Origin of the sequence: Bacillus cereus group sp. BfR-BA-01430, from assembly GCF_022663115.1 — a bacterium.
Classification (GTDB): domain Bacteria; phylum Bacillota; class Bacilli; order Bacillales; family Bacillaceae_G; genus Bacillus_A; species Bacillus_A cereus_BD.
Genome location: NZ_JAKUEW010000007.1, coordinates 48,384 through 64,074 on the forward strand (window position 1 = coordinate 48,384; position 15,691 = coordinate 64,074).

Here is a 15,691-nt window from a genome sequence, read left to right on the forward strand (position 1 = left end):
ATGTCACAGTCGCTAATTGTTGCGTTAGATTTTCCAGGAAAAAAAGAGGTAGAACAATTTTTACAACACTTTGAAGGGGAAGAGTTATTTGTCAAAGTTGGTATGGAGTTGTTTTATAAAGAAGGCCCAGCAATTATTACGTACTTAAAAGAAAAAGGGCATAAAATCTTTCTAGATTTAAAACTTCATGATATTCCAAATACAGTAAAAAGTGCTATGCGTAGCCTAGCTAGTCTAGATGTTGATATGGTAAATGTTCATGCTGCTGGGGGAAGTAGTATGATGAAATTGGCGATCGAGGGATTAGAGGAAGGTAAGCAAGAAGGAAAAAAGAGACCGATTTGTATTGCAGTTACACAACTAACAAGCACTTCGGAAGCTATGATGCAAAAAGAGATTGGCATTGAGAAAACGTTAGAAGAAGTGGTTGCTCATTATGCAAAATTAACGAAAGAAAGTGGACTTGATGGCGTTGTTTGTTCAACACTTGAAGTTCCAAAATTACGTGAAGTATGCGGAAATGAATTTGTAACAGTAACACCGGGGATTCGTCTTGCAAGTGATGATGTGAATGACCAAGTGCGCGTAGCAACACCGAAACGTGCGAGGGAACTTGGCTCAAGCTACATCGTAGTGGGACGTAGTATTACAAAAGCAGAAAATCCGCTTGAAGCGTATCAAACAGTAAAACAACAGTGGGAAGGTGTAACAGCATGAAAAAAGAAATCGCATCGCATTTATTAGAAATTGGAGCAGTATTTTTACAACCGAATGATCCGTTCACTTGGTCTTCTGGTATGAAATCACCAATTTATTGTGATAACCGTTTAACTTTATCATATCCAAAAGTACGTCAAGCGATTGCAGCTGGATTAGAAGAGTTAATTAAAGAGCACTTTGGGGCTGTAGAAGTTATTGCAGGAACAGCAACTGCTGGTATTGCGCACGCTGCATGGGTAAGCGATCGTATGGATTTACCAATGTGCTACGTACGTAGTAAAGCAAAAGGCCACGGTAAAGGGAATCAAATCGAAGGAAAAGCTGAAAAAGGTCAAAAAGTAGTAGTAGTAGAAGACTTAATTTCAACTGGCGGTAGTGCGATTACATGTGTAGAAGCACTTCGCGAAGCTGGCTGTGAAGTATTAGGAATCGTATCAATCTTCACATACGAGCTTGAAGCAGGAAAAGAAAAACTAGCGGCAGCTAATGTAGCATCATATTCTTTAAGCGACTATAGCACATTAACTCAAGTAGCGGAAGAAAAAGGTATGATTGGACAAGCTGAAACGAAAAAACTACAAGAATGGCGCAAAAATCCAGCTGACGAGGCTTGGATTACAGCGTAACATAAAAAACGACTGCGGGGGAACGCAGTCGTTTTTTATATCATCGTTAAAACTTCATGTAAAGAAGATATAGTAGGAACATCGCACTTGAGTTGCGAGGTATCCCGATTTAACCACATATCTTGCATTCCAGCTTATACTACTAATTGCATCAGTTTCTAATCAATTACCAATATAATAGAAATCTTTCATTTTGAGGTTCGATTGTAATACAGTTCTTTGAAAAATTTCAGGGTCTGGTTTCGATATACCAATTCTCTCAGTGGTATCATAATCAAGTAAAGTCCTATCAATATCAAAGAAAATCCTATTACAATCGCCTTATTAATGACTACTTAGCGCTTTCCACAATTTCATATCCTCTTACAAACAAGAGAGTCATATAAGAAACAATAAATGAGAAGATGCTGTACATGCCAACCCAAAAGAAAAAATTTGGAGTGAAGGCGATAACCCCTATTATTAAAAAGCTAGCAAACGTTACAATTGGCATTACGTAATACGTTTTCGTTCTACGTGTTCCAATAACAGAAACGATAAAGATAAGTAATGGACAAATTAATAAGACGAAAATCAATTCATTCATAGTTATGTCCCCTTTTCTAATTGCAGTAATCTGTTTTTCGTAAACGTTTTGAAATAAATACTCTCTTAATATAATTTCGCTAACATATAAATAATCCCTTTTGAAAGTCAGTAATTCATGATGAACTTTACAATAAAAAACGTAAACAAGAGAATACTTGCTTACGTTATAGAATAAACATCGCGACGATCGTGGTGACAAGTAAGCCAATCACAACTGGTAAAAAGTTTCGGCGTGCAAGTTCAAACGGATCGACTTTACAAATCGCAGCGGCAGGAATAAGCGCCCAAGGAATTAAGGCACCGCCCCCAGTCCATATGGCAGCGATTTGTCCAAGTGCTGTTAATGTAGCTGTTCCATGACCAAGTGCTGTTCCAAAAAGATTTGCGATTGAACCAGCAAGTGATATACCTGAAAAGCCAGACCCATCTAATCCTGTTATAACACCAACGATAGTTAATGTTCCAGCCGATACATATTGATTTAAAGGAACCGTTTGAGATAAGGCGATTCCTAAGTCATTAATGATTCCGTGTGAACCTTTCGGTAAATAGTCTCCAATAATTTTTATAAATCCGCTATCTCCTAAATAAAAAAGTGCAGCGATTGGAATAATAGGGCCAAAGATTTTAAATCCAAATTGTAGCCCTTCTATAAAATAATCGGTCGTTTTATTCAGTCCATTTCCTTTGTAAGCGATGAGGGAAATGATGATAATCATAATAACAGTCGTCCCGCCAATAAGCGCTGTTGCGTCGCTTCCTTGTAGTTTAAATTGAATCATACAAAGAATATCTATGGCATATACGATCGGAATGCAAATAGCGAGCCATTTTTTTGTCCGAGGAGATAATGAAGTGAGTGTTTTTGAAGAATCGGTTGACTGGATAGATTCTTGTATGGGGGAGCCTGTATGAAATTCTTTTCGTAAGAAGAAAAAAGCAACAGAAGTTGTAACAATGCCCATAACGATAACGAGGGGGACACTGGCAGAAACGACGCTGGAAACAGGAAGACCAGCAGCGTCTGCGGTTAATTTTGGTGCGCCTTGAATAACGAAGTCACCTGATAAGGCGATGCCGTGTCCGAATAAGTTCATAGCGATCGCAACTCCAATTGGCGGAAGTCCAACGCGAACAGCGACTGGTAATAAAATGGCTCCCATTAAGGCGACAGCTGGAGAAGGCCAAAAGAAGAAAGAAATTGTCATCATTAAAAGACCGATAATCCAATAAGCGAGTGTAGGTGTACGAATCATCTTTGTAAATGGTGAAATCATCGTATCATTTATGCCGGTATGAACGAGTAAATTGCTCATTGATACAATAATGGAAATGATTAATATAGTTGGTAATAGTTCGGTAATGGCGTAAATGAAACTTTGAAATATGCTGCTAACGGCAAGAGGGATAGAACTTGTTGCGGTTAATGCTAGTAAAAAAATAAAAATGATACAAATGATTGTCGTATCTTTCCGGAGAATAAAGAAGGTAATAATGGTTAGCAAACAAAGAACATAGAGAGCATGTAAAAGCGTTAATTCAACTCCCATAACATTCACATCCTTAGGCATTCGTGTAGTTCATTGTATGAAAGCAGTGAAAGTATGTGAGTAAAGGAAATAGAAAAAAAGTAAAGTTTCATGTATTGTAATGGTGAGATTTAAAAATGGAATTTAAGGAGTGTTTATGCGTAAAAAATTGGTTTTTGGAGATTCATCGTATCTTGTATTCTAGTCATCATTTTAAATTTATTTACAAACAATGAATGGATCAGTATCATACCTGTTTTCGGGTTTGTGCTTATACTGTTATACCGTTTGGATGATATGAAACAACATAGCAAGAAAAGTATTGGAATTATGATAGGTATCATTGTTGTTTGTTCATTTTTCAAGGGTGGTTACTTTTTGTAAAATGGTTATATTTAATATTGATTTTGATAATGTTAGCAGTAGTTTTTTAGAAAGTAAATGAAAAAATTTTTGTGAATGAATAGAAGAAAATGCCACCGAATAAAGGTGGCATTTTCTTATTTTACTGCATGAGCTTTTTGTATCTTTTTAATTAAACGAATCTGTCCACGATGATTGATTTCATCTTCAAAAACGTGAAACCATTTAAAGTAGTTGTTTGCTGGTTTATCATGCCAAAAGTTTGTCTTTTTAAATAACCATTCTTCAGGTAATGATTGAAAAGTTTCAATTGTTTTAGAGCGTACTTCTAGTAATGTATTGATGTAAAATTCTATGGAGTTTCCTTTTATTTTTTCTCGTCCAAGATCTCCTAACTCAACACCAGGTAACCAACGTTCTAATTCAGCATCTGTCGGTTCACGATCCTCAAAGGTATGGATTTGGTAGTAAAATTCAATAGCAGCCATGTGACATAATAGCATGCCAATTGAATTTGCTTCTTCATCATATAAATAATCAAGTTCTTCAATTGTTAAACCTTCCACCGTTTGCATCGTTGTGTAACGGGCGTAATTCATCATGGAAACAAGTTTTGAAAATTCAATCTGTAAACCATCTATCTTATCGATTACAAAGTTCAATTAAACTTCCCCCTCTTTAAACGAATACCCTAGAGAAGGAATTCTATGTGCAGAGAAAAAATCCTGTTGAAAAATTCATACTATTAACAAGGAATAACAATTCGCTCTTTATTTGATGTTGTAATGACGATATTGTCTTCCATTCTACAACTACCTCAGTTGGTATATAAATACCTGGTTCAACTGTAACATCCATACCTTTTTGTATATTTAAGCTTTTAATTTCATTACAGTATCAGCATCAGGCGTTACATATAGTGTTTGTTGATGATCATATGTAACAAAACCAAGCTTTGCACCACTTGGTTTTTTGACGTGGCGAATTTTCGTGAAATCTACGGGAACTGAACTAGAATTTTTCGCTTTACTGTAATACGCTGCAATTTTCGCAGCTTCTAGTAATGTTTCTTCCGACGGTTCTACAGAGCGAATGACCACGTGAGAACCTGGTATATCTTTCGTATGTAACCAAATCTCATCGCGACGCGCAAATTTCGTAGTCAAATAGTCATTTTGTTTATTGTTTTTGCCAACTAAAATTTCAGTTCCATCGCTTGCAATATATTTATCTAATAATGGTTTTGTTGGCTTTTTCTTTACCTGTTTCGCTTTGCGGTTACGAAGGTATCCTTCTTCAGCTAGTTCTTCACGAATTTCTTCGATATCTTTTGATGAGGCGGCGTCCATTTGTTGAAGTAGGCTGTCAAAATAGAGAATTTCTTCCTTTGTTTTTTCAATTTGTTCTTTGACAATTGCTACAGAGTTTTTTGCCTTTTGATACTTTTGGAAATAACGCTGTGCATTTTCTGAAGGTGTTTTAAATGGATCTAATGTAATTGTTACTGTTCTACCATTTTCGTCATAATAATTTACAACTTCCACTTCTTTGTCACCTTTTTTTATTGCGTATATGTTCGCTGTTAATAGCTCTCCAAACAATTGATATTTATCCGCTTTTCCGGCATCTTGTAATGTTCTTTTCAGTTTTATTATTTTCTTTTCATTTTTCGTTTTCTCATTATGCATAAATCGCTCTAAATCATGAGCTTGTTGTTTGACACGATCTCGTTCTGCTTTCCCGAAGAAGAATCGATCTAATAATTCACTAACGGATGAGAAAGTCTTTTCAGTTCCTTGTAAATGAGAAAGGGGAAACAGGTAAAAGAACTCTTTTCCGTTTGCAGTAATCATTGTTGGTGTATATTGATGTTCTTTTAATGGCTTTTGTAAGCTGAAGAAAGCTTCGGCTACTGCTTTTTCATTTACCATACCCGCTTTTTTGACCACTTCTTTTGCAAACAGCGGAGAAATTCCCATGAAAGCTCCGACGAGTTGTTTATCCATATTTCCAGACAGGAAGTCTAGCGGCCGTATCAATTCATCTTCTGTTTCAACGTGCAGTGGATTCATTTTATGTTGTGCTGGTGGTGCAACGTATTCAGCTCCAGCATATACAGTGCGATGACGATTTACTGCTAAAGAAACGTGTTTCAAGCTATCTAAAATCATATTTGTTTTTTCGTCTACCAAAATGATGTTACTATGGCGCCCCATGATTTCAATAACTAATGTTTTTAAAGATTCATCGCCAATTTCATTGCGACTGCGGACAGTAATTTGAATGATTCGTTCTAAATCGATTTGCTCAATTTTTTCAATGAATCCTCCCTCTAAATGTTTGCGAAGTAACATGCAAAACATAGGTGGTAATGCTGGTGAATCATAACTTTGTGTTGTGATATGCATACGAGCATATGTCGGATGAGCTGAAATAATTAACTTTTGGTTTTTTCCATGCGCGCGAATATGTAATAAAATTTCGTATTTTGAAGGTTGATATATTTTTGAAATTCTCCCCGTTTGCAGAGAATTTGAAATCTCATGCGTAATCGCTCTTGTAAATAATCCATCGAATGCCATGATGAACACTCCTTTCTAACTAAATGTTAATTATAGCATTTTTTTGGACGAGGCTGAATAAGCTTTCATTAGAGCATGTCTGCAATCAGGAGGTCGATAGCGAAATGAATTGGTATGAAATGCGTGCGCATGAAGTGGAGGAGAGAACGAATACGAATGTGAAGACAGGACTTTCAGAACAAGAAGCAGAAGGACGTCTAAAGAAGTTTGGTCCAAATGAGTTACAGGAAGCAAAGAGGCCTTCTGCACTTCTTGTATTTCTAGCCCAGTTTAAAGATTTTATGGTTCTTGTATTGTTTGGAGCGACAATCATTTCTGCCTTTTTGGGAGAATATATCGATTCAATCGCAATTGTCGCAATCGTTATTCTCAATGGAATTCTCGGCTTTTTTCAAGAGAGAAAAGCAGAAAAATCATTGGAGGCATTAAAAGAGTTAGCCGCCCCGCAAGTAACAGTTTTACGAAATGGCAAATGGATAAAAGCGCCGTCTAAAGCGCTTGTTCTGGGAGATATTATTAAGTTTTCTAGCGGCGACCGTATTGGGGCAGATGTTCGCCTTGTTGAAACATCGAGTTTATATATTGAAGAATCTGCTTTAACAGGGGAATCTGTACCTGTTCAAAAGAAAGTAGAAGCATTAAGTGGGCAAGATGTTGCAATTGGTGATCAAAAAAATATAGCGTTTATGGGAACGATGATTACGAGAGGGTCTGGGATAGGAGTTGTAGTCGCAACGGGGATGAATACAGCTATGGGGCAGATTGCGAATATGTTGCAAAATGCAGAACCAATGGAAACGCCTTTACAAAGAAGATTAGAACAACTTGGGAAGATTTTAATTATTGTTGCGCTTATTCTAACAGCACTTGTTGTATTGGCGGGCGTATATCAAGGAAATGAAGTCTATCATATGTTTTTAGCGGGGGTGTCACTTGCCGTTGCAGCAATTCCGGAAGGATTACCAGCTATTGTTACAGTTGCTTTATCGCTTGGCGTACAGCGCATGATTAAGAAAAAGGCCATTGTACGCAAACTGCCAGCAGTGGAAACGCTAGGGTGTGCTTCGGTAATTTGTTCCGACAAAACAGGGACGATGACACAAAATAAAATGATGGTAACGCATATGTGGTCAGGTGGTGAATTATGGAAGGTTACTGGGAAAGGATATGAGCCAACAGGATCTTTTATGAAAGATGAAGAGAAGATCAATCCAGGGAATACAAAATCTTTGTATCAATTATTAACATTTGGTTGTCTATGCAATCATGCTCAAATTATGAAAAAGAAGAAAGAATATGTGTTAGATGGAGATCCTACAGAAGGTGCTCTTGTTGCAGTAGCCATGAAGGCTGGAATCTCTCGAGAAGCATTAAAAGAGAAATTTGAAATTATTCACGAGTTTCCTTTTGATTCCACTCGTAAGATGATGAGTATCATTGTTCGCGATCGTGATGGAAAGAAGTTTGTTGTGACAAAAGGTGCTCCAGACGTGCTTTTACAAAAGAGTCAAACGATTTTATGGGGAAATAAACAACAGCCTTTTAGTGAGTTGTATCGCAAGGAAGTGCAAGCGGCAATTCATAGCCTTGGAAGTCAAGCACTTAGAACCATTGCCGTTGCTTTTAAACCATTAAAAGTAACAGATCCAATTCACGATGAACAAGAAATAGAGAAAGACTTTATGCTGGTTGGAATTCAAGGAATGATTGATCCGCCAAGACCTGAAGTTAAGCAGGCTGTACAGGAATGTAAAGAAGCAGGCATTAAAACAGTAATGATTACAGGGGATCATAAAGTAACAGCAATGGCTATTGCTGAAGAACTAGGGATTTTACCACGGAATGGTCGCGTTGTAGAAGGGATAGAACTTGCGAATATGACAGTAGAGGAACTTGAGGATATTGTGGAAGATACGTATGTGTTTGCCCGTGTTTCTCCAGAGCATAAATTAAAAATTGTGAAAGCACTTCAAAATAAAGGACATATTGTAGCGATGACAGGAGATGGAGTGAATGATGCACCAGCTATTAAAGCTGCGGATATTGGAATTTCAATGGGAATAACGGGAACGGATGTGGCAAAAGAAGCCTCTTCCCTTGTGTTGTTAGATGATAACTTTGCTACAATTAAAGCAGCTATTAAAGAGGGAAGAAATATATATGAAAACATTCGGAAATTTATTCGCTATTTATTAGCATCAAATGTTGGAGAGATTTTAGTGATGTTATTTGCGATGCTGCTTGCGTTACCTCTTCCAATGGTTCCGATTCAAATTTTATGGGTGAATTTAGTAACGGATGGGTTACCAGCGATGGCATTAGGGCTAGATGCTCCTGAAGGGGATGTGATGAAACGAAATCCAAGACATCCGAAAGAAGGAGTATTTGCAAGAGGACTCGCATGGAAAATTGTCAGTCGAGGATTTTTAATTGGATCAGTTACTTTACTAGCATTTATTATTGCTTATAATCAACATCCGAATGAGTTAAAATACGCACAAACAGTGGCATTTGCGACGCTTGTATTAGCACAGCTCATCCACGTATTTGACTGCCGTAGTGAACATTCTGTGTTCCATCGCAATCCGTTTGGAAATATATATTTAGTTGGTGCGGTCATTGTTTCCATCCTATTGATGCTTGTGGTCATTTATTACTCACCATTGCAACCAATCTTTAGTACATTGCCAATTCAAGCAAGAGATTGGTTATTAATTGTAGGGCTATCCTCTATTCCAACATTTTTATTAGTAGGCTCGTTATTGACAGGAAATAAAGAGAAAAAGAAAAAGTCTTTGTTATATAAGAAAGGATTAAACTTGAAATAGTCAATGAAATGAAAATGTGATATAATTTACAGAAGGTAGTAGAGCGATATCTCTATTACCTTTTTCATTGAGTTATTTCATGGCTTGGATGTGATAAAGATGATTTCTAGTATGACAGGTTTTGGAAGGGCGAAAGTAGAAAAGGATGCCTTTCAAATTACAGTAGAAATGAAGTCAGTGAACCATCGCTTTTTAGAGATGAACATTCGACTTCCGAAACAAATGATGGTTTTCGAAGATAAAATTCGTAAAATTATTGCGGAGAAAGTTCGCCGCGGACGTATTGAAGTGTCTATTAGTATTGCTGGGGAAGGACTTGTAGAAAGAAAATTAAGTGTGAATTGGTCGCTTCTCGATCAGTACAAATCGATTATGGAAGATGTAAAAATGAAATTTCAATTACAGGATTCCATTACCTTGCAACAATTAATGGCAATGCCAGAAGTAACGGCGATTGAAGAAGTGGAAAATGTAAATGAACAATTTGAGCATAGTTTATATGAGGCTGTTCGCCAAGCTGCGCATATGTTAAAAACAATGAGAGACGGCGAAGGAGAACGATTACATAAAGATATAGCACATCGTTTACAAGAGATTCACAATTGTGTGGATGCAATTATTCCGCACGCACCAATTGTTGTTCAAAGATATCGTGAACGATTAGAAAATCGCTTAAAAGAAATACATAGCCAAGATTTAGATGAACAACGAGTGCTTACAGAAGTGGCAATGTTTGCAGAGCGCTCGGATATTCATGAAGAATTAGTCAGATTGCAAAGTCATTTAGACCAATTTCGTGAGGCGCTCGAACTAAAGGAGCCTGTTGGTAGAAAAATGGACTTCATTGTGCAGGAAATGCACCGGGAAATTAATACGATTGGTTCTAAGGCAAATGACTTAACGATTTCAAAATATGTCGTGGAAATGAAAAATAACCTTGAAAAAATTCGTGAACAGGTACAAAATATTGAATAGCTGTCAAAAAAGATATAAAGTTATACGTGGTAGAGAAATCGGATAGACTTACTAGGAGGCACAAATTATGGCCATGCGATTTTTAAATATTGGATATGGAAATATCGTATCTGCTCATCGAATTATTGCTATTGTAAGTCCGGAATCAGCTCCTATTAAACGAACGGTACAGGAAGCGCGTGAGCATAATGCACTACTTGATGCTACGTATGGGAGGAAAACAAGGGCGGTTATTGTTATGGATGATGGGCATGTTGTACTAAGTCCAATTCAACCAGAAACGATTGCACATCGTTTAAATAATAAAGAAGATTTAAGTGAGGAAGGGTAGGTTTTACATATTTATGAGAAGTAGAAGAGGGTTGCTCATTGTTCTTTCAGGACCTTCGGGCGTTGGAAAAGGAACAGTTCGTAAAGAATTGTTCAGTCATGAAGATACACAATTTCAGTACTCTATTTCAGTAACGACTCGTAAACCACGTGAGGGTGAAATAGATGGTATAGATTATTTCTTTAAAGAAAGAGAAGAATTTGAAGAAATGATTCGTAACGACCAGTTACTTGAATGGGCAGAGTTCGTTGGGAATTACTACGGAACGCCGATTGACTATGTTGAAAAGACTTTATCAGAAGGAAAAGATGTATTTCTAGAAATTGAAGTACAAGGAGCAATTCAAGTAAAGAAAGCATTCCCAGAAGGAGTGTTTATCTTCTTAGCGCCTCCGAGCCTATCGGAATTGAAAAATAGAATCGTAGGGCGTGGTACGGAGACGGAAGAAGTAATTGCAAATCGTTTAACTGTAGCAAAAGAAGAAATTGAAATGATGGACGCTTATGATTATGTTGTAGAAAACGATCAAGTTGAATTAGCTTGCGAACGAATTAAAGCAATTGTGGTTGGCGAACATTGTCGCCGCGAAAGAGTAGCACAATATTATAAGGAAATGACGGAGGGTATATAATATGTTAAATCCATCAATTGACTCATTACTAAAAAAAATCGACTCTAAGTATACATTAGTAACAGTAGCAGCGAAGCGTGCTCGTGAAATGCAACTAGCGAACGATTGTGCTGTTGAAAACCCAGTTTCTCATAAATGTGTAGGGAAAGCATTAGAAGAAATTGATGCAGAATCATTAAGCTACGTACCAAGCGAAGAGAAAGTATCTGAGTAAGACTTTCTTTTCGACAAATGAAAACATAGACTTTATAATTTTCTATGTAACGGTAACAACCTATTTACAAGTAGGTTGTTATTTTTTTACGATAGGAATTTATAAGGAAATAAAAGAAATATGAAATGGTAGCACTTGACGAACTGAAATGGTTGTATTTCAGTAGAATAAGTTTGAACAAGAAAGAGGACGAGTTATATGCTAAAAGGGAAAAAAATACTTCTATGTGTAACTGGGGGAATTGCCGTTTTTAAAGCGGCAGCATTAACGAGTAAGTTGACACAAGCAGGAGCGCTTGTAAAGGTTATAATGAGTGAATCGGCGATGAAGTTTGTTACACCTCTTACATTTCAAGCGCTTTCTCGCCATGATGTATATACAGATACATTTGACGAAAAGGATTCTGCGGTAATCGCTCATATTGATTTAGCTGATTGGGCAGATGTTATATTAGTTGCGCCAGCTACAGCGAATTGTATCGGAAAATTAGCGAATGGGATTGCGGACGATATGATTACTACTACATTATTAGCTACTACAGCGCCGGTTTGGATTGCGCCAGCTATGAATGTACATATGTATGAAAATCAAATTGTTCAAAAAAACATGATGACACTGCGGAATTTAGGGTATACATTTATTGAGCCTGGAGAAGGCTTTTTAGCATGTGGCTATGTGGCGAAAGGACGATTAGAAGAGCCTGAAATCATTATGGCACGATTGGAAGAACAGTTTTCAGCCGGACAAACATTGCGCGGAAAAAGAATATTAATAACAGCGGGTCCTACTCGTGAAAAGATAGATCCAGTTCGTTTTATGACAAATTTTTCTTCAGGGAAGATGGGCTATGCTATAGCTGAAACTGCTGCAAATCTTGGAGCGGATGTCATACTTGTTTCGGGACCGACAGCATTAGCGCCGCCTATAAACGTTACAACTATACAAGTGGAATCGGCACAAGATATGTTAGAGGCCGTATTGCAACATTATTCTGAAATGGATGTTGTCATAAAAACAGCCGCTGTTGCCGATTATCGCCCTAAATTTATACATGATCATAAGATGAAAAAACAAGATGGTGATGCTGTCATTGAATTAGAAAGAACAACTGATATTTTAAAAACATTGGGTGAGAGAAAAGAGCATCAATTGCTTGTTGGCTTTGCTGCTGAAACGAAAAATATTGAAGAATATGCAACGAGAAAATTACGTGAAAAGAATGCTGATATGATTGTTGCAAATGATGTAAAAGCGCAAGGGGCAGGATTTGGTACAGATACAAATATCGTAACCATGTATAGAAAAGATGGGAATGTGATTGAGTTGCCACTTTTATCGAAAAAGGAAGTCGCTTATGAAATATTGAAGCAAATTGAATCGATGTTAGAAGATGATCGTATATGAAATTTGCGAGTGTAATTGTTGATGTGCCGGCCCGTCAAACAGATAGGCCGTTTGACTATATCATTCCTAAGAAGTGGGAAGATATTGTGCAAACTGGTATGCGAGTCGTTGTTCCGTTTGGACCGCGAAAGTTACAAGGATTTATTATCGACATAAAAGACTCTGTAGATGTAGAAAGTAAAAAATTAAAATCATTGCATGAAATATTAGACGTCACACCAGTTCTAAATGAAGAGTTACTAAAGCTTGGCTTTTGGCTTACAGAAGAGACGTTATGCTATACAATTTCTGCTTTTCAAGTGATGCTTCCAACTGCAATTAAAGCTACTTACAAGAAATTGTTACAGCTTCATAATTCGGATGAAGTTGCCCCCGAGATAAATCACTTATTTCAAGGGAAAGATAGAATAGATTGGGAAGAGGTTGCTTCGCAGCCAGAGCTATATCGCATGGTGCAAAAAGAAATTACAAACGGTACAGTGGAAGTAATTTATAAAGTAAAGGATAAAGTTCAAAAGAAAAAACAAAGAGTCGTTCAGCCTGAATTACAAGAGAAAGAATTAGAAGCTGCGGCATTTGAATTGAAAAGTAAAAAACAACAAGATATATTATATTATTTTATGGAAAATTACCACACTGTACCATTAAAAGTATTAAAAGAAGAATTACAAATAACAGATGCCCCCATTAAATCGCTCGTGAAAAAAGGTTTATTGTCTGAGAAATATATAGAGGTATATCGTAATCCTTATGATGAAGATGATTTTGAGAAGACAAAACCATTTCCATTAACAGATGAACAAAAACAAGTGATTACACCCATTTTGTCAGCTATTACAAATGAAACTTACAATTCATTTTTATTATATGGAGTCACGGGAAGTGGAAAAACAGAAGTGTATTTACAATCAATCGCTGCGGTATTAGAAAAAGGAAAAGAAGCGATTGTACTTGTTCCGGAAATTGCCTTAACCCCGCAAATGGTAGAGCGTTTCAAAGGGCGATTTGGTTCGCAAGTTGCGGTTCTTCATAGCGCGCTTTCTGTTGGAGAAAAATATGATGAGTGGCGGAAAATTTTAAGAAAAGAAGTAAAAGTTGTAGTTGGTGCACGTTCTGCGATTTTTGCTCCATTTGAAAATTTAGGGATTATTATTATTGATGAAGAGCATGAATCAAGTTATAAACAAGAGGATAATCCGAGATATCATGCTAGAGATGTTGCAATTTGGAGAGGGCGATATCATCATTGTCCGATCGTGCTTGGTAGCGCCACGCCGACACTTGAATCGTTTGCTAGGGCAAAGAAAGGCGTTTACGAGCTGTTAACGATGGAGAAGCGAATGAATGAGCAAGCATTGCCTACAGTAGACATTATAGATATGCGCGAAGAACTTCGCGATGGAAATCGTTCTATGTTCTCTAGAGCATTACATGAAAAAATTGCTGATCGATTAAAGAAAAAGGAACAAATGGTGCTTTTCTTAAATCGCCGCGGACATTCTACATTTGTGATGTGCCGAGATTGCGGTTATGTAGTACAATGTCCTCACTGTGATATATCACTTACGTATCATAAAATAAATCATCGTTTGAAGTGCCACTATTGTAGTTATGAGAAACAGATGCCAACAGCTTGTCCGGCATGTAATAGTTCGCATATTCGTTTTTTTGGTACAGGAACGCAAAAGGTGGAAGAAGAGTTAACAAAATTATTCCCTGAGGCACGAGTGATTCGAATGGATGTGGATACAACAAGTCGTAAGGGAATGCATGAAAAACTATTAAAAGCATTTGGAGAAGAGAAAGCGGATATCTTACTTGGCACACAAATGATCGCAAAAGGATTAGATTTTCCAAAAGTTACGCTTGTTGGTGTTCTAACAGCTGATACAATGCTTCATTTGCCGGATTTTAGGGCGAGCGAAAAAACGTATCAATTATTAACACAAGTTAGCGGTAGAGCCGGACGTCATGACTTGCCAGGAGAAGTGGTGATTCAAACATATACACCGGAACATTATAGTATAGAGCTGGCAAAGGGCCAAAAATATGATTTGTTTTTTGAACAGGAAATGCAAATGAGAAGAATGAGGCAATATCCACCATACTATTATGTTGCACTTGTCACTGTATCGCATCCAGAGTTATTAAAAGCAGTGCAGGTGACAGAAAAAATTGTCGGCTATTTACGGGCAAAGTGTTCGCGGCAAGCGATGGTCTTAGGTCCAGTTGCGTCACCGATTCCAAGGATAAAAGATAGATATCGTTATCAATGCATGATAAAATACAAACGGGAACCAAACTTAAAGTACGTGCTCAAAATGGTAAATGAACATTATCAAGCAGAAATGCAAAAGGACTTACAAATCTCAATTGATTTTAATCCAACGATGTTAATGTAACGGAGGGAATTATGGCAGTTTTAGAAATTGTAAAGCATCCCAATGAGGTGCTAGAAACCCCATGTGAACGGGTAATGAACTTTGATAAAAAGTTAGTGACTTTATTGAAAGATATGTATGAGACAATGTTGGCGGCAGATGGCGTCGGCTTAGCGGCTCCGCAAGTCGGTGTAAGCTTGCAAGTAGCTGTTATTGATATTGGAGATGATACGGGGAAAATTGAACTCATCAATCCAGTTATTTTAGAAAAACGTGGTGAACAAGTAGGTCCCGAGGGCTGCCTAAGCTTTCCGGGACTTTATGGTGAAGTAGAGCGAGCGGAATATATTAAAGTTCGAGCGCAAAATCGTCGCGGGAAGATATTTCTATTAGAAGCCAATGACTTCTTAGCGCGTGCAATTCAACATGAAATCGATCATTTACATGGTGTATTATTTACATCAAAAGTAACGAGATATTATGAAGAAAATGAATTAGAAGAGAACTAAAAGGAGCGGT

At 37.2% G+C, this 15,691-nt stretch carries 14 protein-coding genes and 2 pseudogenes; 11 read left to right on the forward strand and 5 right to left on the reverse strand.

The window, feature by feature from the left end; all coding sequences use genetic code 11:
- Both pyrF and pyrE read left to right on the forward strand, forming a co-directional pair.
- Positions 1–717, forward strand: coding sequence for an orotidine-5'-phosphate decarboxylase (gene pyrF, locus MR058_RS13550; protein ID WP_242144499.1), 717 nt, complete (start codon positions 1–3; stop codon positions 715–717).
- Complete coding sequence (gene pyrE / locus MR058_RS13555; RefSeq protein ID WP_242144500.1) at positions 714–1,346, forward strand: orotate phosphoribosyltransferase; 633 nt, start codon at positions 714–716, stop codon at positions 1,344–1,346. Before pyrF ends, pyrE begins: the two co-directional genes overlap by 4 nt.
- A 35-nt stretch (positions 1,347–1,381) precedes the next feature.
- Here the strand turns inward: pyrE and MR058_RS13560 are convergent.
- The 3 genes and pseudogenes from MR058_RS13560 to MR058_RS13570 form a co-directional block, all read right to left on the reverse strand.
- Positions 1,382–1,613: pseudogene (locus MR058_RS13560) on the reverse strand (HAD family hydrolase); the annotation flags it as partial.
- Positions 1,614–1,677: 64 nt separating this feature from the next.
- A complete protein-coding gene (locus tag MR058_RS13565; RefSeq protein WP_242144501.1) occupies positions 1,678–1,932 on the reverse strand; it encodes a YbeF family protein in 255 nt (84 codons plus the stop codon).
- 166 nt (positions 1,933–2,098) lie between these two features.
- Complete coding sequence (locus MR058_RS13570) at positions 2,099–3,484, reverse strand: hypothetical protein (protein WP_242144502.1); 1,386 nt, start codon at positions 3,482–3,484, stop codon at positions 2,099–2,101.
- 147 nt (positions 3,485–3,631) lie between these two features.
- Here MR058_RS13570 and MR058_RS13575 point away from each other — a divergent pair.
- A pseudogene (locus MR058_RS13575) lies at positions 3,632–3,832 on the forward strand (YoqO family protein); the annotation flags it as partial.
- Positions 3,833–3,963: 131 nt separating this feature from the next.
- Here the strand turns inward: MR058_RS13575 and MR058_RS13580 are convergent.
- Both MR058_RS13580 and MR058_RS13585 read right to left on the reverse strand, forming a co-directional pair.
- On the reverse strand, positions 3,964–4,488 hold the full coding sequence (locus MR058_RS13580) for a DinB family protein (RefSeq protein ID WP_242144503.1): 525 nt from the start codon (positions 4,486–4,488) through the stop codon (positions 3,964–3,966).
- A 210-nt stretch (positions 4,489–4,698) separates the two neighbouring features.
- Positions 4,699–6,408, reverse strand: coding sequence for an Rqc2 family fibronectin-binding protein (locus MR058_RS13585; RefSeq protein WP_242144504.1), 1,710 nt, complete (start codon positions 6,406–6,408; stop codon positions 4,699–4,701).
- A 104-nt stretch (positions 6,409–6,512) separates the two neighbouring features.
- Between MR058_RS13585 and MR058_RS13590 the strand changes: the two genes are divergently transcribed.
- The 8 genes from MR058_RS13590 to def all read left to right on the forward strand — a co-directional run bounded on the left by MR058_RS13590 (position 6,513) and on the right by def (position 15,681).
- Positions 6,513–9,236: a calcium-translocating P-type ATPase, SERCA-type gene (locus MR058_RS13590; RefSeq protein WP_242144505.1), complete on the forward strand. Its 2,724-nt coding sequence runs from the start codon at positions 6,513–6,515 to the stop codon at positions 9,234–9,236.
- 99 nt (positions 9,237–9,335) lie between these two features.
- A complete protein-coding gene (locus MR058_RS13595) occupies positions 9,336–10,211 on the forward strand; it encodes a YicC/YloC family endoribonuclease (protein WP_242144616.1) in 876 nt (291 codons plus the stop codon).
- A gap of 67 nt (positions 10,212–10,278) precedes the next feature.
- Complete coding sequence (remA, locus tag MR058_RS13600; protein ID WP_001251456.1) at positions 10,279–10,542, forward strand: extracellular matrix/biofilm regulator RemA; 264 nt, start codon at positions 10,279–10,281, stop codon at positions 10,540–10,542.
- 13 nt (positions 10,543–10,555) lie between these two features.
- Entirely contained in the window at positions 10,556–11,173 is a 618-nt protein-coding gene (gmk, locus tag MR058_RS13605; protein WP_242144506.1) for a guanylate kinase, read from the forward strand.
- 1 nt (position 11,174) lies between these two features.
- Positions 11,175–11,387, forward strand: a complete 213-nt coding sequence (gene rpoZ, locus MR058_RS13610) for a DNA-directed RNA polymerase subunit omega (protein WP_242144507.1) — start codon at positions 11,175–11,177, stop codon at positions 11,385–11,387.
- Positions 11,388–11,585: 198 nt separating this feature from the next.
- Positions 11,586–12,791, forward strand: a complete 1,206-nt coding sequence (gene coaBC / locus MR058_RS13615) for a bifunctional phosphopantothenoylcysteine decarboxylase/phosphopantothenate--cysteine ligase CoaBC (RefSeq protein ID WP_242144508.1) — start codon at positions 11,586–11,588, stop codon at positions 12,789–12,791.
- Complete coding sequence (priA, locus tag MR058_RS13620; protein WP_242144509.1) at positions 12,788–15,193, forward strand: primosomal protein N'; 2,406 nt, start codon at positions 12,788–12,790, stop codon at positions 15,191–15,193. Before coaBC ends, priA begins: the two co-directional genes overlap by 4 nt.
- Positions 15,194–15,204: 11 nt before the next feature.
- Positions 15,205–15,681 (forward strand): peptide deformylase, encoded by a 477-nt coding sequence (gene def, locus MR058_RS13625; protein ID WP_242144510.1) that lies wholly within the window; start codon positions 15,205–15,207, stop codon positions 15,679–15,681.
- The last annotated feature ends 10 nt before the right edge of the window (positions 15,682–15,691 follow it).

What these genes read in the sequence shown, in the direction of transcription:
- coaBC (WP_242144508.1), top strand. Translation starts at nt 11,586, where the DNA reads ATGCTAAAAGGGAAAAAAATACTTCTATGTGTAACTGGGGGAATTGCC.
- MR058_RS13570 (WP_242144502.1), bottom strand. Translation starts at nt 3,484, where the DNA reads ATGGGAGTTGAATTAACGCTTTTACATGCTCTCTATGTTCTTTGTTTG.
- pyrF (WP_242144499.1), top strand. Translation starts at nt 1, where the DNA reads ATGTCACAGTCGCTAATTGTTGCGTTAGATTTTCCAGGAAAAAAAGAG.
- MR058_RS13565 (WP_242144501.1), bottom strand. Translation starts at nt 1,932, where the DNA reads ATGAATGAATTGATTTTCGTCTTATTAATTTGTCCATTACTTATCTTT.
- priA (WP_242144509.1), top strand. Translation starts at nt 12,788, where the DNA reads ATGAAATTTGCGAGTGTAATTGTTGATGTGCCGGCCCGTCAAACAGAT.
- pyrE (WP_242144500.1), top strand. Translation starts at nt 714, where the DNA reads ATGAAAAAAGAAATCGCATCGCATTTATTAGAAATTGGAGCAGTATTT.
- def (WP_242144510.1), top strand. Translation starts at nt 15,205, where the DNA reads ATGGCAGTTTTAGAAATTGTAAAGCATCCCAATGAGGTGCTAGAAACC.
- MR058_RS13585 (WP_242144504.1), bottom strand. Translation starts at nt 6,408, where the DNA reads ATGGCATTCGATGGATTATTTACAAGAGCGATTACGCATGAGATTTCA.
- MR058_RS13595 (WP_242144616.1), top strand. Translation starts at nt 9,336, where the DNA reads ATGATTTCTAGTATGACAGGTTTTGGAAGGGCGAAAGTAGAAAAGGAT.
- MR058_RS13590 (WP_242144505.1), top strand. Translation starts at nt 6,513, where the DNA reads ATGAATTGGTATGAAATGCGTGCGCATGAAGTGGAGGAGAGAACGAAT.
- rpoZ (WP_242144507.1), top strand. Translation starts at nt 11,175, where the DNA reads ATGTTAAATCCATCAATTGACTCATTACTAAAAAAAATCGACTCTAAG.
- remA (WP_001251456.1), top strand. Translation starts at nt 10,279, where the DNA reads ATGGCCATGCGATTTTTAAATATTGGATATGGAAATATCGTATCTGCT.
- gmk (WP_242144506.1), top strand. Translation starts at nt 10,556, where the DNA reads ATGAGAAGTAGAAGAGGGTTGCTCATTGTTCTTTCAGGACCTTCGGGC.